Below are 25,784 nucleotides of genomic sequence, written 5' to 3'. Positions count from 1 at the left end.
GCCGGCTGGAAATATCCAGCCGGCATTTGCTTAGGAGCAGGTTTGCAGGTTCAACGTTTTGCGGACTTCCGGCGCCACTTTGGTTCCAAATAGCTCAATCGATTTCATCGCATATTTGTGGGGCAGATTGCCAAGGGCTGTCTGAAGCAAGAAGCGATCATGCTTGAAATAGCTGTGCTGGCTTAAAATCTTTTCGATGATCTGTTGCGGGCTTCCGACGAGTAGCGATCCTTGTGGTTGGCACATTGCATCAAACTGTTCTCGGCTGGTTGCTGGCCAGCCCCGCTCACGCCCGAGTTTGCTCATGACATATGCGTAAGAATTGTAAAACTCGTCGCCAGCTTGTTGAGAGTTTTCAGCAATATAGCCGTGAGAATTGATTCCAACTTTGAGCTTTTCGGGTGCGTGCCCTGCTTTAAGTCCTGCTTCGCGATAGAAATCGGTTAGTTGCGCGAAACGCTGTGGATATCCGCCGATAATCGCAATAGCGAGAGGTAAACCAAGAAGTGCTGCTCGTCCCACTGATGCAGGCGTACCACCCACTGCGAGCCATATAGGTAAGGAATCCGGCAACGCACGCGGATATACGCCACGACCATCAATTGCTGCACGCGTGGTGCCAGTCCAGGTAACATGCTCATTCTGACGGATATTGAGCAACAGGTCGAGCTTTTCGGCAAAAAGCGTGTCGTAGTCGTCGAGATTATAGCCAAAAAGCGGGAAGGATTCGATAAACGAGCCGCGTCCTGCCATAATTTCAGCCCGCCCGTTGGAGATTAGATCGAGCGTTGAAAACTGCTGATAGACCCGCACAGGATCGTCAGACGAAAGAACCGTTACCGCGCTGGTCAGCTTTATGTTTTTCGTGCGTGAAGCTGCCGCTGCCAGCACGACGGGCGGCGTAGAAATCGCATAATCCGGTCGATGGTGCTCGCCCACGCCGAACACATCAAGGCCAACCTGATCTGCGAGTTCGATCTCCTCGATGAGATTGTTGAGCCGTTGTTGTGGCGAGAGCGGGCGATTGGTTTCGGGGTCAGGCCCTATATCGCCGAAAGTATAAATACCGAGTTCCATGCGTTCCATCGATCTGTTGTCTGATGCGTTTAGTTAATGCGCTTTATGCCGCTTGTTAAGAACGCACTTAAAAGTGATCGGGTTAGCTTGACGAAACCGGGCGGTTGTCCGCCCGGCAATGATGGCGCTCAATAAGCAGCGGTGAAACGCTTGCCGATGTATTTTCCCTGTTCGGCTTCATCAACAATCGCAACGGCCAGATCTTCAACAGAGATCTTGCTTTCTCCCTTGTCGTCGAACACAGGTTCATCCGTACCAAGACGATATTTTCCAGTGCGCTCACCCGGCTGAAGAATGATTGCAGGCGAAACGAAGGTCCAATCGAGGTCCTTTTCTTCACGCAATTCATTCAAGGCCTGGCGCGCGCCGAGTGCACCTTCTTTCCATTCGGCAGGAAACTCGGGTGAGTCCACCAGTTGATGCCCATTTATCGAGAGACTGCCTGCACCGCCGACCGCGATGAGGCGCTTTACGTTCGCTTTCTTGGCAGCTTCATTGATGGAACGACTACCCTTGATATGATTTTCGCGGATATTCGCATCACCCCAGCCGGGATTGAAGGCTGAAATAATAAGGTCGTGGCCTGCAAGCTGTTTGGCGAGTGCATCGGTGTCGAAGACGTCTGTCTTCACCGCTGTCACATTATCGAGTTTCTCAACCTTGTCCGTGTTTCGAACCAGCGCGGTCACGCTATGGCCGCGAGATGCGGCTTCCTTAAGGACGGCAGTACCCACAAAGCCTGTAGCGCCGATCAGTGCAATTTTCGCCATGATGTTTCCTTTCAATTAAACTTGGAGAAGTGATATTTAATAATCAGGTTCTTTATGGTAACTATGTAGTCGATGCCGGAAACGTTGTGAAGAACGCACTTTTTCATGTTTAAGTTACATGGAAGTAACCGCGTCGCTGGCAAGTGCAAAAACTGACGATAGAAGCAGTAAGTTCCAGATTGTGGGGTGTCCCTAAACGGGGAACCATCTTTGTAAAAGACGTGTCTCGAAATCAAGATTTTGAGCGCATTCTGAAAAGCTTGAAACGCATATGCGGGAAAATCAATCCGCTAGGCTGATTTCTGGTCAAGCTTTGTTTGGATGGTGATGCGCGTTAAAACAATGATTTAGAGTGCAGTATGATTGTAGGAGCGCGAATGAAAAATACGACGGAGCCAAATGCCAGCTCGCCTTTACTGTCTTCAACACCCGCTTTTCAGGCTGACCCTGAAGGGGAGGGTTCATGCCCCATTCGCGAAGTTTTGGATCGTGTTGGTGATACTTGGAGCATTCTCGTTATTTTCAATCTGCAAACGGGCTCGTTGCGTTTCAATGCCTTGCGTCGCGCCATTGAGGGTATATCCCAGCGAATGCTGACAGTTACATTACGATCCCTCGAGCGTGATGGATTGGTCGCGCGCCGCGTGCGGCCAACATCTCCACCGGAAGTGACTTACTCGCTTACAGAGCTTGGCCACTCGCTGGCCGTGCCGATTGATGTGCTGGGTCAGTGGGCAGTAAAAAATCGTGAGCAAATGCGTAACGCCCGTTCACGATTTGATGTGGCTGCGCAAGATTAAGGAACTTGTTATTCGCACACTCGTTATTCTCTTGAAGAAGGGAGTAACGTTCATGCCAGCAAAATCACAGGCTCAGCAGAAGGCGGCGGGTGCTGCACTCGCAGCCAAACGAGGCGAAATTAAAAAGAGTGAACTCTTTGGTGCATCGAAAGAAATGTATGAATCGATGACTGAAAAGGAACTGGAAGAATTTGCGGAAACCAAACGCAAAGGCTTGCCCGAACATGTTTCAGACAAAAAGAGCAGCTGACGCTTAATAAGCTGCTCTTTCGACAGTTTATTTGGCAGGTTTGGATGGAATAAGTTCGATTGCTTTTAACTTGCCATCAGAAATACCGCAACGAAGGGTGATACTGTCCCAGCCACCTGCTTTGATGCGGGCTTCTCCGGATACTGAAATTACCTTGGAAACTTTACGCGTGTCCTTTGCGCTGAATTTTATAGATTTCGAATTTGTGCTGGCCGCAGCAATATCGTCTTTGGTAAAGCCAAGTCGATCATATTTCGTGCTCTTTTTCACAAAGTCATAGGCACTCGCAATGCAGTCTGCCACCGGTGGCGATGCCTGCTGATCTTTTACGAGTGTTTGGTAGTTTCCGGTAAAATCTTTCGAGCGCTTTGGTACGGCATCCGCTTGTGCAGCACTGACAATCCCGAGTGTAAAAATCGCAGAAAATATAAGTCGGGTCGATTTCATGGATCGCTTCCTTTGAAAAGCTACCGCAGAAATTGCGGTAAGCAAAATCGATAATGACGATACTATTAGAAACGCAGTTGGGTCTTTTTTGTGTTTCCCAATAACGTCGCAAGATATCTTATTGGCAGATTCGAGCAAGACAGGATTTGCCGTGGCATCCCTGATCTAGATGCATGTTCGTCTGGTGAGCCGCGTCACCATCCGGCCCGATGACAGTCATAAAGATCTTGCAACTCGCACCATGCACTGCACGCCAGAAAGCTTTCTCTTTCTCTGACCCATTCCATCCACTTTCCAGCTCAGTCTTCGAGCCATCAGAAAATTTAAATGACATGATATCAAGTGCATTCGCGAAAGCATGTTCCGATACTCGTCCCGTAGATGTGCCGTTGACATTACGGCATTGATAATCTGATCCGGTTCCGATTTCGGAGATCTTGATCCTGTCTCCGTACACTTTCCTGGCTGCCTCTCTGACATCTTTTGACCATTCAGCAAGCGTGACAGCCATTGCGCAATTTGTGGTGACTGCATTGGTGAATTTCAAAGGTTCGGTTTTTCCAATTGCTGTCAGCGATAAAGGCGAGCGCGCACTGCATTGTGCTGCGTCTTGGATCGGAGGTAACAGCTGTCCCTCCACATCTCCGGTCATCAGGGCTGGACAAGAAACCTGATAGATACGTTCTGGCTTCGAAGGGGGAGCTAACTCTGCGGTCGGTTTGACGTTTTGTACCTGTTGCTTGGGTTTTTTATCCGGCAGAGGAGGATTTTCGGCAGAAGGTGTCTGAACACGCTTTGACTGTTCCGATCGCTTTGCCGTTTCCTCTTCTCGACGAGGTGAAGGCGTTGGAATAGGAATTACGGCAGGTGCGGCAGTAGACGATGGATTGGGCGCGACAAGTGATGCCTTGGATTGGCTTTGTTTGGCCACACGCTTCTTCTTTGGTCGCCTTTGCGGACTCTTGTGTTTGGCATCACTACTCAACACCCTTTCGATAAGGTTCTGAGCCTGAGCGTGCGAAAGACTGGTCCCGTTTTCTTCGGGCAGCATCATAATCGCGAAAGTCGCGAAGACGATCATCATAATCCTTTGAAGGAAAGCGAAGAAAACGACCATATTCACCTCTTTTGATAACACGCGCCAAAAGGATAATGTTGAAAGATGAGATGTCGTTCCTTCACGCTTGATGGCAAAATGTTGCAATTGACCCTGAAAGGCGGTGGGATGTGCTTTTTCTTTAAAAGCCACCGTGTCCTGTTTAAGATCGACTCCAAACCGGTCAAATGACTTAAAATCAGGGCTTCAGCCTTGACAAGATGACAATCAAATGACTAAAAGCCGCCATCGCTGGAGCCTGAACGCTCCGGCGTTTCATTTGACGTGTCCCGTGGATGAGGATCGCAGCTGCGCGCTTCATTCTGTCAGTCCTTGAAAACCAAGGGCAGAGGAGGGCGCGTTTCCTGTCTGCGCCGTAAGGCGCACTAACTTTTTAAAGGAAATGCGATGAGCAAGCGCGAATCCGCTAAGTACAAAATTGATCGCCGTCTTGGCGAAAATATCTGGGGCCGCCCGAAGTCCCCTGTAAACCGTCGTGAATATGGCCCAGGCCAGCACGGTCAGCGCCGTAAGGGCAAGCTGTCTGACTTTGGTGTACAGCTCCGCGCAAAGCAGAAGCTCAAGGGCTTCTACGGCGATATCTCCGAAAAGCAGTTCCGCAAGACCTATGACGAAGCAGCTCGCCGCAAGGGCGACACCGGTGAAAACCTCATCGGCCTGCTCGAATCGCGTCTGGATGCTGTTGTGTACCGCGCAAAGTTCGTTCCAACGATCTTCGCTGCACGTCAGTTCATCAACCACGGTCACGTCAACGTAAACGGCCGCCGCGTCAACATTCAGTCGTTCCGCCTCAAGGCTGGTGACGTTGTTGAAGTTCGCGAAAAGTCGAAGCAGCTCGTGATCGTTCTCGAAGCTGTTGCGCTCGCAGAACGCGATGTCCCTGACTACGTTGAAGTTGATCACAACAAGATGGTTGCGACCTACTCGCGCGTTCCAACGCTTGCTGACGTTCCATATGCAGTTCAGATGGAACCAAACCTCGTCGTCGAATTCTATTCGCGTTAATTCTGAGCCTCTGGTTCAGAGCGTTTCCGGCAAAAGTGCGAAGCGGTTTTGCGTGAGGGAATGCGTGAAAGTGAAAATAAATGGCCGCCCTTGGTTTTCCCGAGGGCGGCTTTTCTGTATGTAGACGTTAATCCATCTCTCTTATGTGCAGGAAGCATGATGAACGCTTTCGATCCAAATATTGCGGAAGATTCCGGTGCCGATGGTTGTCACCCGCTTTTTCGTGATGTTCCAGACTCAGTCGAATTCAACAAGCTGCGCAAGCGTCTGCTGCGGCTCACTCGTCAGGCCATTGATGATTTTGCTATGGTTAAGCCCGGTGAGCGCTGGATGGTCTGCCTTTCCGGCGGCAAGGATTCTTATGGCCTGCTGGCACTGCTGCTTGACCTGAAATGGCGTGGCCTGTTGCCGGTGGAGCTGCTGGCGGTTAATCTCGATCAGGGACAGCCGAATTTTCCAAAGCATATTTTGCCGGACTTTCTGAACCGTTATGGTATCAAACACCGCATTGAATATCAGGATACTTATTCAATCGTCACAGAAAAGCTGCCGGAAAACAGCACCTATTGTTCGCTTTGCTCGCGACTGCGACGTGGCAATCTCTATCGCATCGCGCGTGAAGAGGGGTGTTCGGCGATTGTGCTCGGTCATCACCGTGAAGACATTCTCGAAACCTTCTTCATGAACCTGTTTCATGGCGGTCGTCTTGCAGCCATGCCGCCAAAACTTCTCAATGATGAAGGGGATCTGATGCTTTTCCGCCCGCTTGCTTATGCGGCGGAAGAAGATATGGAAAAATTTGCGAATGCAATGCAGTTCCCGATCATTCCTTGTGATCTCTGCGGCAGCCAGGAAGGCCTGCAACGCAACGCGATGAAAGCGATGTTGAGCGATATTGAGAAGCGTATGCCGGGCCGTAAGGACACAATGATCCGTGCCATGACCAATGTGCGCCCAAGTCACCTGCTGGATCGCAAATTGTTCGATTTCGCTGCCTTGATGACCAATTCTAATGCGGAGACTGACAGTGCAGTTTGATGAGAAGCAGATCGATTGGCTGGCAGACCTTTTGGCAGAAGCCGCGAATGCCGAGATCATGCCGCGGTTTCGGCAATTGGGACAGGGTGATATTCGCCAGAAGACTTCGGCGGCGGATCTCGTTACTGAGGCGGATGTAAACGCCGAGCGCTATATCACAGACCGCCTTAAAGAACGCTTCCCGCACGCATTGATTGTCGGTGAAGAAGCTTGTTCAGACGATGAAACACTGCTGAATGGTCTTGGTGATGCAGATTTCGCATTCACTATCGACCCGGTCGATGGCACCTTTAACTTCGCGTCTGGCGTTCCATTGTTTGGCGTGATGCTGGCGGTTGTTGTTAAAGGCGAAACCGTTGCCGGTATTATCCATGATCCAGTCGGTCAGGACTGGATTCTCGCTTCAAAAGGGGGCGGCGCGCATATTCGCTATGCGAATGGCTCGACAAGCCCCGTGAAGGTTGCAGCATCAGCGGATATTTCCCAGATGACGGGTTCAGTGTCATGGCAATATACGCAAGAGCCGATCCGTTCACGTTTGGCGCGTAACCATACCAAATTCTTGTCACAGATCGGTTATCGCTGTGCAGCGCACGAATATCGCATCATCGCTACCGGTGGCGCCCATTTTGCTTGCTATAATAAGTTGATGCCCTGGGATCACTTGCCTGGTGCACTTATCCATCAGGAAGCAGGCGGTTATTTGGCGCGCTGGGATGAAACTGCATATCTGCCGTCGCACACTGGCGGCGGTTTGCTGGTCGCGCCTGACAGGGAAAGCTGGAAAGCAATAAAGGCAGCTCTTTTCACAGAATAAACAAAAGCCCGCAATTTGCGGGCTTTTCAGGCTTCAAATCAAACGCGCTTGTTATGCGGTTTAAACAGCTTACCGCGCTCAGCAATTATGACGCAAATGAAGGCGACAAAGCCCAGTACACAATACCCTGCAGCGACCGGTGTCGTCGTTCCATCAAATGCCTGACCAATTGCTGCCCCAAGGGCTGCGCCGATAACGGTCTGGGCGAAGCCAAGTACCGACGATGCCGTGCCAGCCACTTCTCCGAGCGGCTCCATAGCCAGCGCATTGAAGTTTGATGTAACGAGGCTGAATGAGAACATGATGGTCATATAGATCACCATCAGAAGCCAGAATGGGATTGGACCGCTAAACGATACTGACAACACAACCCAAAGCAGGCTGAAGCCAACATAAACCAACAGCATCGTTTGCGAAATGCGTCGCATCCCGAAGCGTCCGACTAGGCGCGAATTCAGAAATGATGCTAGCGCCAGCGTCATAGCGACTGCTGCGAAGGCTAGAGGAAACAACGAGCCGAGCTTATAGATATCTACAAAAATCTGCTGCGCTGAATTGATGTAGCCGAATAGCGCGCCAAGAATGAACGATGTACCAAACATATAGAAAAGCGCGACACGGTTGGACAGCACGATCCCAAAACCGCCAATGATGCTTTTCAGCGTTAGTGGACGGCGGTGATCGACAGGCAACGTTTCAGGCAGACGAATATAGGCCCATAGCGCAACAGCTGCGGCCAAGATCGCCATCGACAGGAAGATGAGGTGCCACTCCCCAAAGAGCATGATCAACTGGCCTGTTGCCGGAGCAATTACCGGCAAGATCATAAATACCATCATGACAAGTGACATAACTTCCGCCATCTGGCGGCCCGCAAACCGGTCGCGCACCACAGATACTGCAATCACGCGCGTTGCAGCTGCACCAAGACCTTGTAATACACGCAATACGATAAGCGTTGTAAAATCACTGACAAAAGCTGCACCAATTGCCGCTAGAATATAAATTGTCAGACCACCGAACAATGGCACGCGTCTACCAAAACGGTCGCTGAGTGGACCATAAAATAACTGCGAAACACCAAAGCCAAGCAGATACGCCGTTATGACGTATTGCGCATGGTTCTCTGACAACAAACCGAGGCTTTCACCGATCTGTGGCAGGCCAGGTAACATGATATCCACTGCAAGTGCATTGATCGCCATAATTGCTGCAATAAGCGCAATAAATTCACCGCGTGCGCGCACAGGCATCTGTTGATCCGGCGAAGCTTTTTGGATGTTAAGCGGCATTAATGCAGTCCTTGATAGAAAAGCGTGGAGCTTGCAGAGATACGTCTCAAGAGACAGAACTCAGAAAAAGCAGCGTTTTGGCCCGAGCCAAGTTCCTGCGCTAATTATAGGCAATATAAAAAGGCGCCACATAGCAGCGCCTTCCCAAAAGCGGCAAAAGCCTTATGGGTTTAATTAGTCTTCAGGCAGCCTTGGTTGCAATACCCTTATCGCTAAAAAGTGACTGCAATTCGCTGGACTGGAACATTTCGCGGATGATGTCGCATCCGCCAACAAACTCACCCTTTACATAGAGCTGAGGAATGGTGGGCCAATTGGAGTAATCCTTGATGCCCTGACGAATTTCGTCTGAAGCCAGAACGTTTACACCCTTATAATCGACGCCGAGATAGTCGAGAATCTGAACGACCTGACCGGAGAAACCGCACTGTGGGAAACCTGGGGTGCCTTTCATGAACAGCACAACGTCGTTGGTCTTCACTTCATTGTCGATGAAATCATTGATTCCGGTCATTTTAGTTCCTTTCAGGATGCCGGTTCAAATCCCGGCCCGCGTAGGGAGAGGTTCTGCCCCTATATAGTGAGCTGAGCTTTGGTAATCACCCTCTAAAGGTGAAAGCAAGTCAAATTAGCGCGAAATCCGGCCACGTTGGGGGCAGCATCTTGCCGCAGTAGCACGATGAGCCCCTCAATCATTATTCCGGCACACTGGTCTGCAGCGCGAGGGCGTGCAGTACACCACCCATATTGCCCTTCAGCGCATCATAAACCATCTGGTGCTGCTGCACGCGCGACTTGCCGCGGAAGATTTCCGCAACAACTTCGGCAGCATAGTGATCTCCGTCTCCGGCAAGGTCGCGGATCGTCACCTTTGCGCCGGGAATACCTTCGCGTATCAGTTTTTCGATCTCATGAGCGTCCATAGCCATGCAAAATCTCCTGCCATTTTTAGGCTTTTTACTATTATAGAATCGTAGTGCATCATCGTGATACGTTAAACTCAATCTGTCTAACGCTTAAATTGCCGACAAGCAAACCGCCCGGCACGGGGTTTCCGGCCGGGCGGCAATTAGTATCAGTTCGTCACAGATGCTCAGTTATCGACGCTCGCTTCACCGTTCATGAAGCTCGGGAACCAGCCTTCGAAGGCATTGGTAAGGTCGCTGACTGCAACATCAACGTTCTCCCCGAACTTGAGGCGGTCGCTGCCAACCGTGCCAAGTACACGAAACGGAACGCCAGCACCCTCTGCATTGAGTGCGATGAGTTTCGCCATTTCAGGCGTTGCTGCAATCACATAACGCGCCTGATCTTCACCAAACAGCGTTGCATGCGGCAGGCCGTCGCCCGCATCAAGGATTGCACCCTTGCCTGACTTGATGGACATTTCAGCAACCGCAACTGCAAGGCCACCATCGGAAAGATCGTGACAGGCTGTCACCTGGCCGTTGCGGATCGCTGAACGCACAAATTCGCCGTTACGCTTTTCAAGCCCAAGGTCAACGCTTGGAGCAGGGCCATCAGCACGGTCGAACAGATCACGCAGATAGATCGATTGGCCCAGATGCGTGCCATCACCACCCAGCAGAACCAGCGTGTCGCCATCCTGCATCCCGCCGATCTTGGCCATCTGCGACCAGTCAGGAATGAGGCCAACGCCTGCGATGGTCGGCGTTGGCAGGATTGCCTGACCATTGGTCTCGTTATAGAGCGATACGTTGCCCGAAACGATCGGGAAATCGAGGGCACGGCAGGCTTCGCCAATGCCTTCGATGGCCTTGACCAACTGTCCCATGATTTCCGGCTTCTCAGGGTTGCCAAAGTTCAGGTTGTCAGTCGAAGCGAGCGGCTCGGCACCGGTTGCGGTAATGTTGCGCCAGCACTCGGCAACGGCCTGCTTGCCGCCTTCAAACGGATCGGCTTCGCAATAACGTGGCGTTACGTCGGACGAGAAGGCGAGTGCCTTGGTGGCATGGCCTTCAACGCGGATAACACCAGCGTCACCACCAGGAAGCTGCAACGAATTGCCCTGAATGAGTGTATCATACTGCTCATAAACCCAGCGGCGTGACGAACCATCCGGCGAGCCGATGAGCTTGAGCAGTGCATCTGAATAGTTTTCGACCTGCGGGACGTTACTGGCTGGCAGCGGAGCGTGCTTGCCGGGTTCCATCCACGGACGATCATATTCAGGAGCCTCGTCACCGAGTTCCTTGATCGGGAGGTTTGCAACTTCTTCGCCCTGATGGATGACGCGGAAGCGCAGATCATCAGTGGTCTTGCCGACGATTGCGAAATCAAGGCCCCACTTGCGGAAGATCGCCTGTGCTTCCTCTTCCATTTCTGGTTTGAGAACCATGAGCATACGCTCCTGGCTTTCCGACAGCATCATTTCATAAGCGGTCATGTTGACTTCACGAACTGGAACATGATCGAGAACAAGTTCGATACCGAGATCGCCCTTCGCGCCCATTTCGACCGCAGAACAGGTGAGACCAGCCGCACCCATGTCCTGAATGGCGATCACAGCACCCGAAGCCATCAGCTCAAGGCAGGCTTCGAGCAGGCACTTTTCGGTGAATGGATCTCCGACCTGAACGGTAGGACGTTTTTCTTCAATTGATTCGTCGAATTCAGCCGATGCCATTGTGGCACCGCCAACGCCGTCACGGCCCGTCTTGGCACCGAGATAAACAACCGGCAGGCCAACGCCCTTGGCTTCCGAAAGGAAGATGCCGTCATGCTTGGCAAGGCCTGCAGCAAATGCATTGACGAGGATATTACCATTGTATCGCTTGTCGAAGTTCACTTCGCCGCCCACGGTCGGGACACCGAAGGCATTGCCATAACCGCCAACGCCCGAAACAACACCGGATACAAGGTGGCGGGTCTTCGGATGGTCAGGTTCACCGAAACGAAGCGCATTCATCGCTGCAATCGGCCGAGCGCCCATGGTGAACACGTCGCGCAGAATACCACCCACGCCAGTCGCAGCCCCTTGATAAGGCTCTATGTAGGACGGGTGGTTGTGACTTTCCATCTTGAAGACGACACAGTCGCCATCGCCAATGTCAACAACGCCAGCGTTTTCGCCAGGCCCCTGAATAACCCGTGGACCGGTTGTTGGAAGAGTACGCAGCCACTTCTTCGACGACTTGTAGGAACAATGTTCATTCCACATGGCCGAGAAAATGCCGAGCTCCGTGAAGCTTGGTTCGCGTCCGATCAGGTCGAGAATACGCTGATATTCTTCCGGCTTGAGGCCGTGGGCAGAGATAAGTTCCGGCGTGATGTCGCGCTTATTGGAAATAGTCATGGAGATGAGGGACCCCGTCGCAGGCTGCGGTACCCGGAAACTTCTGCCGAAGGGCGGACACCTAAGGTTTCAAGGGGCCTCTTTAACCTAACTCTGCTGGAAGCGCGACAGGAAAATGCCGATTTCCCGGCTCAAAAACTACCTTCATAGCCGACTTGTTCATTTTCGAGCAGTTGCCGCAACGTTGTAAAGCCATTTTCTATGTGGCTACGGTCTGTCGGCGAGGAAAAAGCGATACGAACGCGGTGATAGTTGCGCTCAATACGTCCGGCTTTAAACTCATCTTCATCGTCGATCAGCAAACCGTTTTCATATGCGGCTGCTTTAAACGTGCTGGCATGCCATGGCTCTGGCAGTTTCAGCCAGAGAATCGGGACATGGGGTGACGATACGAAGTCATGACCGGCAAAAATTTTACGGGCCAACTGTTCGCGCCATTCAATTTCAGCCGAACATCGATCCAGCAAGGCGCTTGCCTGACCTGAAAGCACCATCTGTGCCGTTGTTTCAGCAAGCAGAAACGACACGCCGCCTGTCATCAGCTTGTGAGTCACGCGTAAACGCTGCGCGCAATGCGGCGGACAGGCTGCCCAGCCGCAACGAAGGCCCGCTGTTACAGCCTTCGAAAGGCTGCCTAAAAGAAATGTACGTTCGGGCGCAATATCGGCAATCTTCGGGATATTGGACCGGGTCATGACCCCGTAGGTGTCGTCTTCGATAAGCCAGACATTGTGCCGCGCCGCAATATTGGCAATTGCAACCCGGCGCTCATAAGGCATGGTCGCAAGTGTTGGATTGTGAATACTTGGCATGAGAAATGCCATCGTTGGGTGCTGCTGGTTACAGACCCGCTCAAACTCTTCCGGGATCATGCCATATTCGTCACTTGCCGCAATCGCCACCCGGCGTCCGGCAATTTTAACGGACCTGCTTATCTGGGTGTAGGTCAGCTCTTCAAAGACTATCCTGTCGCCTGGCGAGGTGAAAGCCGTAATTGCTGCAACTGCACCGGCATGGGCACCATTGGTGATAACAATATTGCTGGCATCATCAGGACCATTCTCCTGATTAAGCCATTGACGACCAGCCTCAAGCCAGTGTTGCGGAAAATATCGTGTGTAATTGACAACCTCATGCGGGTAGTTGCGGATAATTGATGCAATCAACGGCTCAAGAACCGCGTTTTGCCCGACATCAGGCGCGGCCGTGGTGTCAAAGCGGCCCTTGTCGGCCGGGGCATCCTGAATGCGCGTGCCAGCAATCCCATCACTTGAATAGGCGATCGGCGCATCTTTGCGGTCAGCTTTTCCAAGCACATAAGTGCCACGCCCGACTTCCCCCGTCACCAGTCCGCGTTCATGCGCCAGCGCATAAGCACGCCCGATTGTGCCAATTGTCACCTTCAGGTCAAAGGCAAGATTGCGTTGCGGCGGCAGTTTCTCTCCCGCAGGCAGAGCGCCAGTCGTTATTGCATCCTCAATCGCGTCAGCAAGCTGAAGATAGAGCGGGCCGGACTTGCCGGTAAGATCAGGGAGCCAATTTGTCATGGTCACAATATAAGCATTGTATCAATATTTGAGTCAATCGTATTTACGCTTAAGGCATCAAACTGATGCATAATACCGCCTAAGCCCAATCTAAAAGGCACTTTTCCATGACATATAGGTCAGTTAAGCACGATGAAATAGATACAATTGATACAATTCAGACGAGGGAGAGTGAATTCTGTTACGCATCCCGGTCGCTCGGTCGGCGCATCATGGAATGGTGTGCTCTGCGCCTGATGCTGCGCCGCAGCCGTATCGAACTTATGGATCTTTCAGAAGATCAGCTTCGCGATATCGGCTTCACGCGGTGCGATGCGGATAAGGAAGCGCGTAAAGTACGCTTCCATATTCGATAGCAGTGATTTTCAGCAGCCTTTTTGGCCTGATGCCCAGCGATTAATGTCCGCATTGATACGACTGCCATGGCCTTGCTGCATCATCGGTCCAAAAGCCTCTATCCGCGCTGGGTTGCCCTCTGCCTGCACGACAAGCAGCGGTCGCCCAGCCAGATTACGAGCAGGAACCACTAAAATTCGTGGACGACCCGAAAAAGAATTAAGTTCCGGCGCAAACGCATAGCCGCGGAAATCGCTATCCTTGGATTTGAACCAGCAGCTATTCGCTCCCACAGCAATGCGTTCCATGATTGGAAGCGCAGCTTTGCTGACATTTGTCGGCACGGGAGGCGTCGGTTTCGGTGTGCAGGCTGCAAAAAATGCCAATGCAGGCAGTGCTGCAAATGCAATAGTCTTTTTCTTCAAGGACGGCTCCATGATAATGCTATGGGCAAAACCGTCATGCGATTGGTCTGCCGAAAACGCATAGAAACAATATGTTCAAGCGCATCTCCAAAAGTGCGCCCTTTATCGAGTCGTAACTCAGGCAAGTTCCGGCATGAAAGTCTTCAACCCGTCACTCATTTCGTTCCATATGAGTTCGAATGCCGGGTCTTGCGTTGCTTTCACTGCATATGTGTCGAATTTTGGGTAAGCATGCAGCAGGTCGACTTTTTCCGAAAGCTTCTTGAGCGGTTCCATAAGGAACCGTACTGGCAACAGCCATGCATCGGCGAGTGTTGGTGCGTCATTGAGCGCGAAATCGTGGTCGGTGAGGCGCGATTCGACCACGCTCAGACCATTATGAAGCTTCGTGAAAAGTCGCTCTATTGTAGCCTCATTTCTTTCAGGTTTGCTTCGAAGAATAAAGAGTTTCATTGCAGGTTCGAGCACATCGATTTCGGCAATACGCGCCAGAAGCCGGATCAGCGCTCGCTCGCGGGGCGTTCCTGGCAATAGAGGCGTTTCCGGATAATGATCTTCAAGATATTCAGCAATGACGATTGCTTCAAACAACGTTTCGCCTGAGCCGGTAATCAGCACGGGTACCCGCTTAAGCGGCGTCACATTGCCGAAATCTCCAGGAAGAGGGTAGGGTAGGTTCAGCGGCTTGAAAGGCAGTTCCTTGAGATAAAGAACGCTGCGCACAAAGGCACAATAAGGGGAGAGTGGGCGCGAATATAATTGCATTATTTTTGTTCCCCGAGTCGGTTTCCGTAGGAAGTATGCAATGAGCAAGCTGCCATGAATTTGCACGACGCGCCAGTCGAATGAGTTCGCCGTATTGTTTGAAGCAACCAGCGCCTATTTTAATAAAAAAGCCTTCGTTTTGAGACGAAGGCCGTTTTCGTATTCAATATAGTCAGGGCGTTTTAAGCGGCAATTCCCAATGCGCCCGCAAAAAGCGCGCGGCCGTCATCGCCGCCATGTGCACCTTCAATCAGATTTTCAGGATGAGGCATCATGCCAAGGACATTGCCCTGTGCATTAACGATGCCGGCAATATCATTGACCGAACCGTTAGGGTTGGTGCCTTCTGCATATCGGAACACAACTTGACCTTCGCCCTCGAGACGCTTCAGCGTTTCTGCATCAGCAAAATAGTTGCCGTCATGATGCGCAACCGGACAACGGATAATCTGACCAGGCTGGTAGCCGCGTGTGAAGGAAGTATTCGCATTGCTGACTTCGAGCTTCACTTCGCGGCAGACGAATTTCAGCGATGTATTGCGCATCAGCGCGCCCGGCAGCATTCCGGCTTCAACCAGAATCTGGAAACCGTTGCAGACGCCAATGACCATGACGCCTTTGTCAGCCTTCTCGCGAATAGCCTGCATGATCGGCATACGCGCCGCAATCGCACCACAACGCAGATAATCGCCATAGGAGAACCCACCCGGAATGAGAATCAGATCAACATCATCAGGGATAGAGGTATCTGTCTGCCATACGGTGATTGGTGCCTGACCGGAAATCTTGGTAATGGCCGCAATCATGTCGCGGTCGCGGTTGAGACCTGGAAGAAGAACGACTGCTGCTTTCATGGCGTTTTACGTCTCTTTGAATTTGAGTACCCTTCAAATCTGCTCATTTTTAATCTGAAGGTGTACAAAAAACTTAAGTTCAAGCCGCAGTGCGTCAAGCGATGACGATTGCGTAATCTTCAATAACCGTGTTTGCGAGCAGCTTCTCGCACATGGCCTTGATTTGGGCTTCGGCTTTCGCCTTGTCCGTGCCTTCGAGTTCTAGATCGAAAACCTTGCCCTGACGTGCAGAGTTGATTCCTTCGAAGCCGAGGCTGCCGAGCGCGCCGACAATAGCTTTGCCCTGCGGGTCGAGAACGCCGTTTTTCAGTGTAACGGTGACGCGTGCCTTGATCACTTGGTAGTTCCTGCTGATCTGTAATAAAGACAATGAAAACAGCCCGGAACGCGAGTTGCCGGGCTGTGCGGATTTTACTTCACAAGCGTAGGGCCGGAAGGGCGGGGTGTGTCATTCTCGTTCATGATGCCAAGACGACGCGCAACTTCCTGATAGGCCTCAACCAGCCCACCCATATCGCGGCGGAAGCGGTCCTTATCGAGCTTGTCATTGGTGTTGATGTCCCACAGACGCGCTGAGTCGGGTGAAATTTCGTCAGCAACGACGATGCGCATCATGTCGCCTTCAAACAGGCGTCCGCATTCCATCTTGAAGTCAACGAGCTGGATGCCGATGCCAAGAAACAGGCCGGTCAGGAAATCGTTGACACGAATGGCAAGGGCCATAATGTCATCGATTTCTGCTGGGCTGGCCCAGCCAAACGCAGTGATATGCTCTTCAGTGACCATTGGGTCGTTAAGAGCGTCTGCCTTGTAATAGAACTCGATGATTGAGCGCGGCAGAACGGTGCCTTCTTCGATGCCAAGGCGTGTGGAGAGCGAACCGGCTGCAACATTGCGAACAACGACTTCAAGCGGGATGATCTCGACTTCCTTGATCAGCTGCTCGCGCATATTGAGGCGGCGGATGAAGTGGGTCGGAATACCGATGCGGTTGAGCTGCGTGAAAATGTGTTCGGAAATGCGGTTGTTCAACACGCCTTTTCCGTCAACAACTTCGTGCTTCTTCGCATTGAACGCGGTTGCGTCATCTTTGAAGAACTGGACAAGAGTACCGGGTTCAGGGCCTTCATAAAGAATCTTGGCCTTGCCCTCGTAAATACGGCGGCGACGGTTCATGGCTTTTCTCGGATTTCCAAAAATGTGATGATCGGCATTTGCCGCTATTCTCGCGGGCTACCTATAGCAATTGTGGGCTTTTAACAATCCTGCTTTACACCCGTTCCCCCGTTTTAAGCGTTTGAGAGCCAGATAAGTTAATAAATTGGGTTTTGGCTCTTGTATAATCTTGCGCCCCTTGCCAGCTTTAGGCAAGAGAACGGTTGACGATCTCATATAAGTTAACAGCTTGGGAGTTATATGAATGGCCACTGGCATGGATGATCGCCGCAACGCTTTTGAAAACAAGTTTGCTCATGATGCAGAACTTCGTTTCAAGGCAGAGGCTCGCCGCAACAAGATTCTTGGCCTTTGGGCGGCTGAACTTTTGGGCAAGCATGACGCCGACGCAGAAGCCTATGCTCGTGAAGTTGTTGCCGCTGACTTTGAAGAAGCTGGCGATGAAGACGTCTTCCGCAAACTGCGTGCCGATTTCGATGCGGCTGGGGCGACAGTGACTGACGAAACCATTCGCGAAAAGATGTTCGCTTTCCTTGAGGAAGCAGTGCAGCAAGTGCAGAAAGACTAATCAGTTTATCAGGGCGGAAATGTAAACAGCATTTCCGCCCTGAATGTTTGTAATGGGGAATAAGCATGTCTTTGTCTTCGCGTCTTCGTGCCGGAGAAACAGTTCTCTCTGCGTGGTCATCCTTGCCGGAAGCGCTGACAGTTGAAGTGCTCGCGCATAGCGCCTTTGAAGCGGTCACGCTTGATATGCAGCATGGCGGTCATGATGAGCAAAGCGTGTTACGCAGCCTTGGATTGATTCTGAATGCGGGTAAGCCGCCAATCGTTCGGATTCCGGTCGGGCGCTTCGATATGGCTAGTCGCGCACTCGATTTCGGCGCACAAGCTGTGATCGCGCCAATGATAAACTCGGTTGAAGATGCGCGCAAATTTGCCGCTGCAATGAAATATCCGCCGGTTGGGGAGCGTTCTTGGGGCGTATTCCGCGCCAATGCCGATTACGGTACACCGGGCTCGAACGATTACCTTGTCACCGCCAATCATGACACACTCGCTTTTGCGATGATTGAAACACGCGATGCCTATGATGCACTCGATGCAATCCTTGATGTGCGTGGTATTGACGGTGTTTTCGTGGGTCCTGCGGATTTCTCGATCGCATGGAGTAATGGCCGGGAGGCCGATCCCGATTCCGAAGCGATCATCGAACCGGTGAGCACGATCGCCCGCAAGGCTGCGGCGGCTGGAAAATTTGCGGGTGTCTACTCGCCATCAGCTGAATTCGCACGGCGTTATATCCCGCTTGGCTTCCAGTTTTTGACACTCGGAAACGATGGCGGTTATCTGCGCCTCGGCGCAAAAACGCTTGTCGATGCCGTCCGCGCGTAAAAAAATAAAGCGGCAGAGCACTTCATCTGCCGCTTCAAAAATTAAACTGAATCTATTTGATCAGAATGTAATGTAAGATATTGATTTAATGTGATTTTGGTGGCTGAAGATTGCTCATAAATTCAGCAAAAACCATTGAACCTTCAGGCCATGGGCCATGTCCTGACTCCGAATTTATGTGGCCTGCTTCACCTGCATCAATAAGGAGCGCGCCCCAGTCCTTCACGATATCTTCTGCAGCTTCAAAGCTTGAGAAGGGATCATTGCGGCTGACGACAGTGATTGTTGGAAACGGCAGACGTTGGCGCGGATAAGGACCAAAAGTCATGAGGTGCTTGGGTCGGATCTTTTCATTCGCTACATCGGGAGGCGCTACAAAGAAAGCACCGGCAACCTTGTGCTGAATGTGTGGAATGGCATGAACTGCTGTGGCAACGCCAAGCGAATGGGCAACGAGCACGATCGGCTTTGTCGACTCATTGGCCGTTTTGACCAGCTGCGCCACCCAGTCCTCTTTGACCGGTTTCGACCATTCCGCCTGTTCCACACGTCGCGCCGTTGAGAGTTTGTTTTCCCAACGGGTCTGCCAGTGATCGGGGCCGGAATTGGTATAGCCGGGAATGATAAGAATGTCGGAATCTTTAACTTTCATGATCCCTATTTAGAGGCGTTTAAATGCATCTTCAAGCTAGGCTATAGCGCTGATGTATCAACTTAGAGAACGCGAATGATGAACAGCTTGTTCGCTGATCGCTATCTTGTGAAACGCTCGCTAAATTGTGATCTTTAGCGGGAAGATAACAAGGGAAGGGATTTGGCGGCCATGACGATTAGCAGAAGAACGATACTTGGTTCTGTAGGCGCTGTTGTCATGAGCAATATTCTTTCCGCACGCGCAGAAATGCCGTCGAAGGAGAATGAAATGACTGAGACAATGAAGATGGCGGTCGCCGACAAGGGCGGTTCGACCACAAACAGCGTAAAAAGCGCTCCTTTGCCATTTGCAATGACGACACCGGTACGTGTGGCGCGCATTGGCCTAAAGGCGCGTGATGCAGAAACTCTGGCTGAGTATTATCGTGATGTCGTAGGCTTGCGTGAAATGACACGTCGAGGTGCTTCGATCGTGCTTGGCGCCGGCGACCGTGAGCTGATGGAAATCGAGCAGTTTTCTGCAGCAAAGCCCGATGATCCACGCAGCGCTGGCCTTTATCATACGGCTTTCCTGCTGCCGACCCGTGGCGATCTGGCGCGCTGGTCGCGCCGCGCCATCGACAAGCAGCTGCCTGTGGCCGGTGCGTCGGACCATAATGTCAGTGAGGCAATCTACCTGACTGATCCAGAAGGTAACGGCATCGAAATCTATTCTGATCGTCCACATAATACGTGGCAGTGGAATGGTAACCGCGTAAAGATGGGCACAGAAGCGCTCGACGTGAAAAATCTTCTTGATGTTATTGATCGTGAAGGTGGTGAATGGAACGGTGCACCGCAGAATACAGTTGTCGGTCACGTTCACTTGCGCGTTGGTAATGCGAAGGATGCGGAAGCTTTCTGGAATAATCAGCTGGGCTTCGACACCGTGCAAACTTATGGCGACAAGGCTGTGTTTCTGTCAACCGGCGGTTATCACCACCATATTGGTGCCAATGCCTGGCAGAGTTCAGGTGCTGGCTTGCGCGATAAGGATCGCACGGGTCTTGCATGGGTTGAAATGGAAGACACGCGTGGCGGTAATGACCACGTCTTTGAGGATCCATGGGGCAATGTAATCAACACGATTAAAAAGAGCGCCTGATCTGAATATAAAAAGCCCCATGTTTACAGAAACATGGGGCTCTTTTCGGACTCGATTTATGAAGGCTTATGCCTCACCGAAAACCCGTTTGAAAATCGTGTCAACATGCTTCGTATGGTAGCCAAGATCGAATTTTTCGCGGATCTGTTCTTCGGAAAGTGCTGCACGCACTTCTTGGTCAGCAAGCAGTTCTTCCAGGAAGTCTGCGCCCTGTTCCCAGACCTTCATGGCATTGCGCTGCACGAGGCGATATGAATCTTCACGCGAAACGCCAGCCTGTGTAAGAGCGAGCAGAACGCGCTGCGAATGAACAAGACCACGGAACTTGTTCATGTTGTTGAGCATATTTTCCGGGTAGATCACCAGCTTTTCGATGACGCCAGCCAGACGGTTCAGCGCGAAGTCAAGCGTGATGGTGGTGTCGGGTCCGATCGCACGCTCAACGCTGGAATGCGAAATATCGCGTTCATGCCAGAGAGCGACGTTTTCCATTGCAGGCACAACCGACATACGGACCAGACGGGCGAGGCCGGTCAGGTTTTCGGTCAGAACAGGGTTGCGTTTGTGCGGCATCGCCGACGAGCCTTTCTGGCCGGGCGAGAAGAACTCTTCTGCTTCCAGAACTTCGGTGCGCTGCATGTGGCGGATTTCGATGGCTACGTTCTCAATCGACGAAGCGATAACGCCGAGCGTTGCAAAGAACATGGCATGACGGTCGCGCGGGATAACCTGTGTTGAAACTGGCTCTGCGGCAAGACCGAGCTTTTCGCAGACATATTCTTCAACGCGTGGGTCGATATTGGCAAAGGTACCAACAGCGCCCGATACAGCGCCGGTCGCGATTTCTGCGCGTGCTGCAACGAGACGGGCGCGGTTGCGTACCATTTCGGCGTAGAAACGAGCAAAAGTCAGCCCCATTGTGGTCGGCTCGGCATGGATACCATGGCTGCGGCCGATACGAACGGTATCCTTGTGCTCGAATGCGCGCTTCTTGAGCGCTGCAAGCACGCGGCCCATGTCTGCGAGAAGCAGGTCAGCTGCGCGAACGAGCTGAACATTGAGCGTTGTGTCGAGTACGTCCGACGATGTCATGCCCTGATGCACGAAGCGGCTGTCCGGGCCGATGAATTCAGCCAGATGAGTCAGAAACGCGATGACGTCATGTTTGGTGACGGCTTCGATTTCGTCGATGCGCGCAACGTCGAACTTGGCGGCATCGCCCTTTTCCCAAATGGTTTTTGCGGCTTCCTTCGGGATAACGCCGAGTTCGGCAAGCGCCTCACATGCATAGGCCTCAATTTCGAACCAGATGCGGAATTTGGTTTCGGGAGACCAGATGGCGACCATTTCTGGTCGGGAATAGCGCGGGATCATGGGCATATCCTGTTTTGGCGGCCCGTCTGCCGGGCTGCAGTCTTGGGTAAAGGGAATGCGTGGTGTTTAGCAGAGCCTGACGCTCTGCTCAACGCACAAACCCCAGCAAATGCGGCTTATCTTGCAGCTTCCGCTGCTTCGCGAATGGCTTTGATATTGGCACTGTAGCTCTCAACCGAGTTGCCTTTGTAAACGGCAGAACCCGCAACGAGAATATTTGCACCCGCAGCAACGACCGATCCGGCAGTCTCTGGCGTAATCCCGCCATCCACTTCGATATCAATCGGGCGGTCGCCGATCATCTCACGCACTCGCCTGATCTTGTCGAGCATCGGCGCAATGAACTTCTGACCGCCAAAGCCCGGATTAACGGTCATGACAAGAACGAGATCAACATCATCAATAACATTGGCCAATGCTTCGACAGGTGTTGCGGGATTGAGTGCCAGACCAGACTTTTTGCCCAAAGCGCGGATGCTCTGGAGCGAGCGGTGTGTATGTGCGCCAGCTTCTGCGTGGATTGTAATGAGATCGCAACCGGCCTCGGCAAATGGCTCAAGATATGGATCACAAGGTGCGATCATCAGATGTGTGTCAAAGAAAGCCTTGGTACGTGGACGAATTGCTTTCACCACCTGTGGGCCGAACGTGATGTTAGGCACAAAATGCCCATCCATGACATCGATATGAATCCAGTCAGCACCGGCTTCAAGCACAGCATCGACTTCTTCTCCCAGACGAGCAAAATCGGCAGAAAGGATGGATGGGGCGATAGCGATAGGACGCATGTTTGTCTCCCTTGGCAAGCATTGCCTAATTCTAACAAAAAGCGTCCGGCCAGTGCTGGCCGAACGCAGATTATTGGTTTCTAGCCCCAGCGCTTGTGGAACCACATCCACTGGCCAGGATATTCACGCACCCATTCCTCAACGGTGTCGTTGAGGAGCTGCGCGGTCGCGGCGATGTCAATTTCGCCCTTTTCATCGCGTGGCAGATCCATACGCTCTTTCAGTTCGAGCCGGTAACGACCGCCCGGCAGACGAATACAGCGCGCCGGATAGACGTCGCAATCATACTGGCGCGCGAGCTTGGCGAGCAACGGATTGGTTTTAACCGGACGATCAAAGAAGGTCGAGGGAACACCGCGCTGGAACTTCTGATCCACCAGCATCCCCACATTGCCGCCAGCATCCAGAACACGCGCCAGCGACCATGCGGCACCGGCCTTTGATGGCACAAGATGACCCATATTGGTGCGGCGGGCCTTGAGAACCGTGTTGGCAATATAAGGATTGTTCGGGGGGCGGAAGAGGGCCGTTACATCGAGACCGAATGTACCTGCACAGATCGGTAAAAGCTCGAAATTCCCGGTATGCGCGGTGAAAAATATATGCGGCTTCTTCTCGTCACGCAGACGTTCGAAAATCGGAATGCCGTCAACTTCAATAAGCCCCGGTTCGGTCGCATTGGGATCAAAATCGAAAATCGCATCGAGGAAGATATATTCCGCGAACAGGCGCGCCATCGAATCCCACATTTCGACGGCGATCTTTTCGATTTCAGCATCGCTCTTCTCGGGATAGGCAAGGCGCAGATTGTTGGTTGCAACCTTGTGCCGCGGTGTCAGCGGTCCCACCTTGCGCGCGAACCACGCAGAAAAGCGGATTGCACTTTTGGCAGGCAGCAGACGCAGCAGAGCCAGAGCCATAAACACGGCTTGCGCCCAAAGCCAGTAGTTGAACTGCTTGAGCTTGCGCGACCACTTGAAGAGAAGAAGCTTTATCTTGAACATAAAGGCTTAGTCGATCTGCAACACGATCTTACCGAACACGTCGCGGCCTTCCATGCGCTTGAGAGCCGTACTGATGTCATCAAAGCCAACAATGGTGTCTATGACTGGATGAACAACGCCCTGCGCCATTTTCTGCATCGCATCAGCCATGTTTTCCATGCGGCAACCAAAGGAGCCGAGGATTTTGAGCTGCTGCTGGAAGAGCTGCATCAGGTTCATGTTTGTTGAAACGCCAGACGTCGAACCACAGGTCACAAGCCGTGCGCCGCGCTTCATGCAAAGCATCGAGCCTGCCCATGTGTCGGCACCGACATGTTCAAACACAACATCGACGCCCTTTTTCTTCGTAAGCTTGCGTACAACACCTTCAAAGCGATCCACACGATAATTGATGACGTGATCGGCACCGAGCGCCTTCGCCTTTTCGATCTTGTCGTCCGATCCAACGGTGGTAATGACTGTGCAGCCCATCTTCTTGGCAAGCTGAATTGCTGCTGTACCAATGCCGGAACCGCCAGCCTGAACCAGAACGGTTTCGCCCGGCTGGAGTTTCGCATTGTCAAAAAGCATGTGCTCAACAGTACCAAAAGTAACAGGAGCAACTGCCGCACCAATGGCGTCAACGCCGGGAGGTGCCGGAACCAGCAGACGTGCTGGCAGATTGACGGCTTCACAGGCAAAGCCATCAAGATGGAAGCCATGAACACCGCCTACATGTTCACACAGATTGTCGCGACCTTCACGGCAGGCCTTGCACAGACCACAGGTGCGTGCGCCATAGATCGACACGAGCTGACCCGGCAGAACATTGGATACACCGGGGCCGATGGCATCGACCACACCGGAAGCTTCTGCGCCGATGACGAGTGGCATCTTGCGCTTGGCAAATGCCATGCCACGCCAACCCCATACGTCGATATGGTTGAGTGCGACGGCCTTGATCTTGACGGTAACTTCGCCATTACCGGGGGCAGGCGGCGGAGCAATATCGGTCATTTCAAGACGACGATCGTCGAGAAGTTGCAAGGCGCGCATGAATTTATCCTTTTCAAGACATAATCCCGGAGAGCATTCGGCTTTCCGGGATTACCGAGAATATATAATTTCCTGTCCGATTAATTCGTATTTGCCGTCAATACAAGGCTGGTATTCTGTCCACCGAAACCAAATGAGTTGGAAAGCACGGCGGAAACCTGTGCGTCACGCTTCACATTTGGCACGACATCCAGCGGAATTGCCGGGTCCGGATTATCGTAATTGATGGTTGGAGGCAGGGTGCCGGTTTCAATTGTCAGCAGCGAGAATACGGCTTCAATCGCTCCTGCGGCGGTCAGCGTATGACCGATCATCGATTTATTTGACGAAACAGGGATTGAAGAAAGTCGGTCTCCAAACACCGTTGAAAGGGCAAGATACTCCATCTTGTCATTTTCGGGTGTCGAAGTGCCGTGAGCATTGACATAGGAAAGCTGATCTTCGGTAAGACCTGCATCGCTAAGTGCAGCGCGCACCGTTCCGATTGCAGGCGAGGCATCAGGCTTGGAACGGGTGCGGTGGAAGTCATCAGCCTTTTCACCACAACCGGCAAGAATGCCGAGCACCTTGGCACCGCGTGCAATGGCACTCTCAAGCGATTCCATCACCAGCGCTCCTGAGCCTTCCGCCATGGCAAAACCGTCGCGATCCTTGGAAAAAGGCTTTGATGCCTTTTCCGGCTTGTCGTTCTGGGTGGACAATGCGGAAAGCAGCGAAAAGCGGATAAGCGATTCAGCGGATACCGAGCCGTCGGTGCCGATCGCAAGAACACGGTCGCTTTCGCCACGGCGAATAGCTTCAACACCGAGCTGGATCGCCGTTGCGCCCGAAGCGCAGGCAGTAGAGAGCGTTACCGGCAGACCGCGTGTTCCAAAAGCTTCAGACAGACGCTCGGCGATATAGCCAAACTGCGTCGTATTGAAGAGCTCATCCTGACGCACGCGACGGCAAGCTTCAAGCAGAAGCTGATAGCTTGCCGGGCCTTCATCCTTGATGCTCGCATCAAGCGCAAAACGGCTTTTCCAATCGAGCTCAACCGGAGGAGCTGCAAGGAAAAGCGGTCCGCCAAAATTGCTCACTGAAAGACCGGACTGGGCGAGGGCTTCTTCACCAGCAAGACGCGCCAGCGCCTCGGACAGAGCAGAGGAGCCGACATTGCTTTCAGGAAGAAAATCAACATTGCCTGAAAAGCGGGTTTTCAGGCTTTCCGTAGGGAAGCGGCTGATTTCGTGAATGCCTGAACGGCCGCCGGTCAGTGCTGCCCAGTTATCTTCCTTGCCCTGCCCGAGCGAAGAAACAACGCCAGCACCCGTGATGGCAACAATGGGACGGCCGAGATGGTCTGTATATTTGGTCAT

29 protein-coding genes are annotated in these 25,784 nt (G+C 52.3%); 9 read left to right on the top strand and 20 right to left on the bottom strand.

The window, feature by feature from the left end:
• Positions 1-30: 30 nt before the first annotated feature.
• Positions 31-1,077 (bottom strand): LLM class flavin-dependent oxidoreductase, encoded by a 1,047-nt coding sequence (locus tag H5024_RS08410; RefSeq protein ID WP_187546714.1) that lies wholly within the window; start codon positions 1,075-1,077, stop codon positions 31-33.
• Positions 1,078-1,205: 128 nt separating this feature from the next.
• The gene (locus tag H5024_RS08405; RefSeq protein ID WP_187545340.1) at positions 1,206-1,847 is read right to left on the bottom strand and encodes an NAD(P)-dependent oxidoreductase; all 642 of its coding nucleotides are present in this window, start codon (positions 1,845-1,847) and stop codon (positions 1,206-1,208) included.
• A 377-nt stretch (positions 1,848-2,224) separates the two neighbouring features.
• Here H5024_RS08405 and H5024_RS08400 point away from each other — a divergent pair, with 377 nt between their 5' ends.
• Together H5024_RS08400 and H5024_RS08395 are read left to right on the top strand one after the other, a co-directional pair.
• On the top strand, positions 2,225-2,647 hold the full coding sequence (locus tag H5024_RS08400; RefSeq protein ID WP_187545337.1) for a helix-turn-helix domain-containing protein: 423 nt from the start codon (positions 2,225-2,227) through the stop codon (positions 2,645-2,647).
• Between the two features lie 52 nt (positions 2,648-2,699).
• Positions 2,700-2,897: a DUF3008 family protein gene (locus tag H5024_RS08395; protein ID WP_187545335.1), complete on the top strand. Its 198-nt coding sequence runs from the start codon at positions 2,700-2,702 to the stop codon at positions 2,895-2,897.
• Between the two features lie 27 nt (positions 2,898-2,924).
• Here H5024_RS08395 and H5024_RS08390 read toward each other — a convergent pair whose 3' ends face one another.
• Together H5024_RS08390 and H5024_RS08385 are read right to left on the bottom strand one after the other, a co-directional pair.
• The gene (locus H5024_RS08390; protein ID WP_187545332.1) at positions 2,925-3,344 is read right to left on the bottom strand and encodes a hypothetical protein; all 420 of its coding nucleotides are present in this window, start codon (positions 3,342-3,344) and stop codon (positions 2,925-2,927) included.
• Positions 3,345-3,462: 118 nt separating this feature from the next.
• Complete coding sequence (locus H5024_RS08385) at positions 3,463-4,461, bottom strand: extensin family protein (protein WP_187546712.1); 999 nt, start codon at positions 4,459-4,461, stop codon at positions 3,463-3,465.
• A 387-nt stretch (positions 4,462-4,848) separates the two neighbouring features.
• On the opposite strand from H5024_RS08385, the gene rpsD reads away from it, so the two are divergent.
• From rpsD to H5024_RS08370, 3 genes are all read left to right on the top strand, one after another.
• Positions 4,849-5,466, top strand: a complete 618-nt coding sequence (gene rpsD / locus H5024_RS08380) for a 30S ribosomal protein S4 (protein ID WP_187545329.1) — start codon at positions 4,849-4,851, stop codon at positions 5,464-5,466.
• Between the two features lie 159 nt (positions 5,467-5,625).
• Positions 5,626-6,504 (top strand): tRNA 2-thiocytidine(32) synthetase TtcA, encoded by an 879-nt coding sequence (gene ttcA / locus H5024_RS08375; RefSeq protein ID WP_187546709.1) that lies wholly within the window; start codon positions 5,626-5,628, stop codon positions 6,502-6,504.
• On the top strand, positions 6,494-7,321 hold the full coding sequence (locus H5024_RS08370) for an inositol monophosphatase family protein (RefSeq protein WP_187545327.1): 828 nt from the start codon (positions 6,494-6,496) through the stop codon (positions 7,319-7,321). Before ttcA ends, H5024_RS08370 begins: the two co-directional genes overlap by 11 nt.
• A gap of 38 nt (positions 7,322-7,359) precedes the next feature.
• On the opposite strand, the gene H5024_RS08365 is transcribed toward H5024_RS08370, so the two are convergent.
• The 5 genes from H5024_RS08365 to H5024_RS08345 form a co-directional block, all read right to left on the bottom strand.
• Positions 7,360-8,613: a multidrug effflux MFS transporter gene (locus H5024_RS08365; RefSeq protein ID WP_187545325.1), complete on the bottom strand. Its 1,254-nt coding sequence runs from the start codon at positions 8,611-8,613 to the stop codon at positions 7,360-7,362.
• Positions 8,614-8,794: 181 nt separating this feature from the next.
• Positions 8,795-9,127: a Grx4 family monothiol glutaredoxin gene (grxD, locus tag H5024_RS08360; protein ID WP_187545323.1), complete on the bottom strand. Its 333-nt coding sequence runs from the start codon at positions 9,125-9,127 to the stop codon at positions 8,795-8,797.
• Positions 9,128-9,308: 181 nt separating this feature from the next.
• Positions 9,309-9,542, bottom strand: coding sequence for a BolA family transcriptional regulator (locus tag H5024_RS08355; protein WP_187545321.1), 234 nt, complete (start codon positions 9,540-9,542; stop codon positions 9,309-9,311).
• A 164-nt stretch (positions 9,543-9,706) separates the two neighbouring features.
• Positions 9,707-11,929 (bottom strand): phosphoribosylformylglycinamidine synthase subunit PurL, encoded by a 2,223-nt coding sequence (gene purL / locus H5024_RS08350; RefSeq protein WP_187545319.1) that lies wholly within the window; start codon positions 11,927-11,929, stop codon positions 9,707-9,709.
• 131 nt (positions 11,930-12,060) lie between these two features.
• On the bottom strand, positions 12,061-13,476 hold the full coding sequence (locus tag H5024_RS08345) for a PLP-dependent aminotransferase family protein (protein WP_187545317.1): 1,416 nt from the start codon (positions 13,474-13,476) through the stop codon (positions 12,061-12,063).
• 107 nt (positions 13,477-13,583) lie between these two features.
• On the opposite strand from H5024_RS08345, the gene H5024_RS08340 reads away from it, so the two are divergent.
• Complete coding sequence (locus H5024_RS08340; protein ID WP_187545315.1) at positions 13,584-13,832, top strand: DUF1127 domain-containing protein; 249 nt, start codon at positions 13,584-13,586, stop codon at positions 13,830-13,832.
• Positions 13,833-13,841: 9 nt separating this feature from the next.
• On the opposite strand, the gene H5024_RS08335 is transcribed toward H5024_RS08340, so the two are convergent.
• The 5 genes from H5024_RS08335 to purC all read right to left on the bottom strand — a co-directional run bounded on the left by H5024_RS08335 (position 13,842) and on the right by purC (position 17,032).
• Complete coding sequence (locus H5024_RS08335) at positions 13,842-14,237, bottom strand: hypothetical protein (RefSeq protein ID WP_187545313.1); 396 nt, start codon at positions 14,235-14,237, stop codon at positions 13,842-13,844.
• Between the two features lie 117 nt (positions 14,238-14,354).
• Positions 14,355-15,002, bottom strand: a complete 648-nt coding sequence (locus H5024_RS08330; RefSeq protein ID WP_187545311.1) for a glutathione S-transferase family protein — start codon at positions 15,000-15,002, stop codon at positions 14,355-14,357.
• Positions 15,003-15,184: 182 nt separating this feature from the next.
• Positions 15,185-15,856: a phosphoribosylformylglycinamidine synthase subunit PurQ gene (purQ, locus tag H5024_RS08325; protein ID WP_187545309.1), complete on the bottom strand. Its 672-nt coding sequence runs from the start codon at positions 15,854-15,856 to the stop codon at positions 15,185-15,187.
• Positions 15,857-15,950: 94 nt separating this feature from the next.
• Positions 15,951-16,193, bottom strand: a complete 243-nt coding sequence (gene purS / locus H5024_RS08320; protein ID WP_187545307.1) for a phosphoribosylformylglycinamidine synthase subunit PurS — start codon at positions 16,191-16,193, stop codon at positions 15,951-15,953.
• Positions 16,194-16,267: 74 nt separating this feature from the next.
• On the bottom strand, positions 16,268-17,032 hold the full coding sequence (gene purC, locus H5024_RS08315) for a phosphoribosylaminoimidazolesuccinocarboxamide synthase (protein ID WP_187545305.1): 765 nt from the start codon (positions 17,030-17,032) through the stop codon (positions 16,268-16,270).
• Positions 17,033-17,276: 244 nt separating this feature from the next.
• Between purC and H5024_RS08310 the strand changes: the two genes are divergently transcribed.
• Together H5024_RS08310 and H5024_RS08305 are read left to right on the top strand one after the other, a co-directional pair.
• Positions 17,277-17,600, top strand: a complete 324-nt coding sequence (locus tag H5024_RS08310; protein ID WP_187545302.1) for a DUF1476 domain-containing protein — start codon at positions 17,277-17,279, stop codon at positions 17,598-17,600.
• Between the two features lie 59 nt (positions 17,601-17,659).
• Positions 17,660-18,427: an HpcH/HpaI aldolase/citrate lyase family protein gene (locus H5024_RS08305; RefSeq protein WP_187546707.1), complete on the top strand. Its 768-nt coding sequence runs from the start codon at positions 17,660-17,662 to the stop codon at positions 18,425-18,427.
• Between the two features lie 85 nt (positions 18,428-18,512).
• Here H5024_RS08305 and H5024_RS08300 read toward each other — a convergent pair whose 3' ends face one another.
• The gene (locus H5024_RS08300; protein ID WP_187545300.1) at positions 18,513-19,079 is read right to left on the bottom strand and encodes an alpha/beta hydrolase; all 567 of its coding nucleotides are present in this window, start codon (positions 19,077-19,079) and stop codon (positions 18,513-18,515) included.
• Between the two features lie 282 nt (positions 19,080-19,361).
• Here H5024_RS08300 and H5024_RS08295 point away from each other — a divergent pair, with 282 nt between their 5' ends.
• Positions 19,362-20,225, top strand: a complete 864-nt coding sequence (locus tag H5024_RS08295; RefSeq protein ID WP_247875260.1) for a VOC family protein — start codon at positions 19,362-19,364, stop codon at positions 20,223-20,225.
• A 66-nt stretch (positions 20,226-20,291) separates the two neighbouring features.
• Here H5024_RS08295 and purB read toward each other — a convergent pair whose 3' ends face one another.
• The 5 genes from purB to H5024_RS08270 all read right to left on the bottom strand — a co-directional run bounded on the left by purB (position 20,292) and on the right by H5024_RS08270 (position 25,784).
• On the bottom strand, positions 20,292-21,599 hold the full coding sequence (gene purB / locus H5024_RS08290; protein WP_187545296.1) for an adenylosuccinate lyase: 1,308 nt from the start codon (positions 21,597-21,599) through the stop codon (positions 20,292-20,294).
• A 116-nt stretch (positions 21,600-21,715) separates the two neighbouring features.
• On the bottom strand, positions 21,716-22,387 hold the full coding sequence (gene rpe / locus H5024_RS08285) for a ribulose-phosphate 3-epimerase (RefSeq protein ID WP_187545295.1): 672 nt from the start codon (positions 22,385-22,387) through the stop codon (positions 21,716-21,718).
• Between the two features lie 80 nt (positions 22,388-22,467).
• Complete coding sequence (locus tag H5024_RS08280) at positions 22,468-23,391, bottom strand: lipid A biosynthesis lauroyl acyltransferase (protein ID WP_187545294.1); 924 nt, start codon at positions 23,389-23,391, stop codon at positions 22,468-22,470.
• Positions 23,392-23,397: 6 nt separating this feature from the next.
• Positions 23,398-24,426 carry a zinc-binding dehydrogenase gene (locus tag H5024_RS08275; protein WP_187545293.1) on the bottom strand — a complete coding sequence of 343 codons (1,029 nt, stop codon included), beginning with the start codon at positions 24,424-24,426 and terminating at the stop codon, positions 23,398-23,400.
• Between the two features lie 80 nt (positions 24,427-24,506).
• The gene (locus H5024_RS08270; RefSeq protein ID WP_187545292.1) at positions 24,507-25,784 is read right to left on the bottom strand and encodes a beta-ketoacyl-ACP synthase; all 1,278 of its coding nucleotides are present in this window, start codon (positions 25,782-25,784) and stop codon (positions 24,507-24,509) included.

The sequence above is a fragment of the Ochrobactrum sp. Marseille-Q0166 genome, assembly GCF_014397025.1.
Taxonomy (GTDB): Bacteria; Pseudomonadota; Alphaproteobacteria; order Rhizobiales; family Rhizobiaceae; genus Brucella.
This window is presented reverse-complemented; position numbering and strand designations above follow the sequence as displayed.

Excerpts from the sequence above, each read along its gene's own strand:
- H5024_RS08410 (WP_187546714.1), bottom strand. The coding sequence starts at position 1,077 with ATGGAACTCGGTATTTATACTTTCGGCGATATAGGGCCTGACCCCGAA.
- H5024_RS08405 (WP_187545340.1), bottom strand. The coding sequence starts at position 1,847 with ATGGCGAAAATTGCACTGATCGGCGCTACAGGCTTTGTGGGTACTGCC.
- H5024_RS08400 (WP_187545337.1), top strand. The coding sequence starts at position 2,225 with ATGAAAAATACGACGGAGCCAAATGCCAGCTCGCCTTTACTGTCTTCA.
- H5024_RS08395 (WP_187545335.1), top strand. The coding sequence starts at position 2,700 with ATGCCAGCAAAATCACAGGCTCAGCAGAAGGCGGCGGGTGCTGCACTC.
- H5024_RS08390 (WP_187545332.1), bottom strand. The coding sequence starts at position 3,344 with ATGAAATCGACCCGACTTATATTTTCTGCGATTTTTACACTCGGGATT.
- H5024_RS08385 (WP_187546712.1), bottom strand. The coding sequence starts at position 4,461 with ATGGTCGTTTTCTTCGCTTTCCTTCAAAGGATTATGATGATCGTCTTC.
- rpsD (WP_187545329.1), top strand. The coding sequence starts at position 4,849 with ATGAGCAAGCGCGAATCCGCTAAGTACAAAATTGATCGCCGTCTTGGC.
- ttcA (WP_187546709.1), top strand. The coding sequence starts at position 5,626 with ATGAACGCTTTCGATCCAAATATTGCGGAAGATTCCGGTGCCGATGGT.
- H5024_RS08365 (WP_187545325.1), bottom strand. The coding sequence starts at position 8,613 with ATGCCGCTTAACATCCAAAAAGCTTCGCCGGATCAACAGATGCCTGTG.
- grxD (WP_187545323.1), bottom strand. The coding sequence starts at position 9,127 with ATGACCGGAATCAATGATTTCATCGACAATGAAGTGAAGACCAACGAC.
- H5024_RS08355 (WP_187545321.1), bottom strand. The coding sequence starts at position 9,542 with ATGGCTATGGACGCTCATGAGATCGAAAAACTGATACGCGAAGGTATT.
- purL (WP_187545319.1), bottom strand. The coding sequence starts at position 11,929 with ATGACTATTTCCAATAAGCGCGACATCACGCCGGAACTTATCTCTGCC.
- H5024_RS08345 (WP_187545317.1), bottom strand. The coding sequence starts at position 13,476 with ATGACAAATTGGCTCCCTGATCTTACCGGCAAGTCCGGCCCGCTCTAT.
- H5024_RS08340 (WP_187545315.1), top strand. The coding sequence starts at position 13,584 with ATGACATATAGGTCAGTTAAGCACGATGAAATAGATACAATTGATACA.
- H5024_RS08330 (WP_187545311.1), bottom strand. The coding sequence starts at position 15,002 with ATGCAATTATATTCGCGCCCACTCTCCCCTTATTGTGCCTTTGTGCGC.
- purQ (WP_187545309.1), bottom strand. The coding sequence starts at position 15,856 with ATGAAAGCAGCAGTCGTTCTTCTTCCAGGTCTCAACCGCGACCGCGAC.
- purC (WP_187545305.1), bottom strand. The coding sequence starts at position 17,032 with ATGAACCGTCGCCGCCGTATTTACGAGGGCAAGGCCAAGATTCTTTAT.
- H5024_RS08310 (WP_187545302.1), top strand. The coding sequence starts at position 17,277 with ATGGCCACTGGCATGGATGATCGCCGCAACGCTTTTGAAAACAAGTTT.
- H5024_RS08300 (WP_187545300.1), bottom strand. The coding sequence starts at position 19,079 with ATGAAAGTTAAAGATTCCGACATTCTTATCATTCCCGGCTATACCAAT.
- H5024_RS08295 (WP_247875260.1), top strand. The coding sequence starts at position 19,362 with ATGAAGATGGCGGTCGCCGACAAGGGCGGTTCGACCACAAACAGCGTA.
- purB (WP_187545296.1), bottom strand. The coding sequence starts at position 21,599 with ATGATCCCGCGCTATTCCCGACCAGAAATGGTCGCCATCTGGTCTCCC.
- rpe (WP_187545295.1), bottom strand. The coding sequence starts at position 22,387 with ATGCGTCCTATCGCTATCGCCCCATCCATCCTTTCTGCCGATTTTGCT.
- H5024_RS08280 (WP_187545294.1), bottom strand. The coding sequence starts at position 23,391 with ATGTTCAAGATAAAGCTTCTTCTCTTCAAGTGGTCGCGCAAGCTCAAG.
- H5024_RS08275 (WP_187545293.1), bottom strand. The coding sequence starts at position 24,426 with ATGCGCGCCTTGCAACTTCTCGACGATCGTCGTCTTGAAATGACCGAT.
- H5024_RS08270 (WP_187545292.1), bottom strand. The coding sequence starts at position 25,784 with ATGACCAAATATACAGACCATCTCGGCCGTCCCATTGTTGCCATCACG.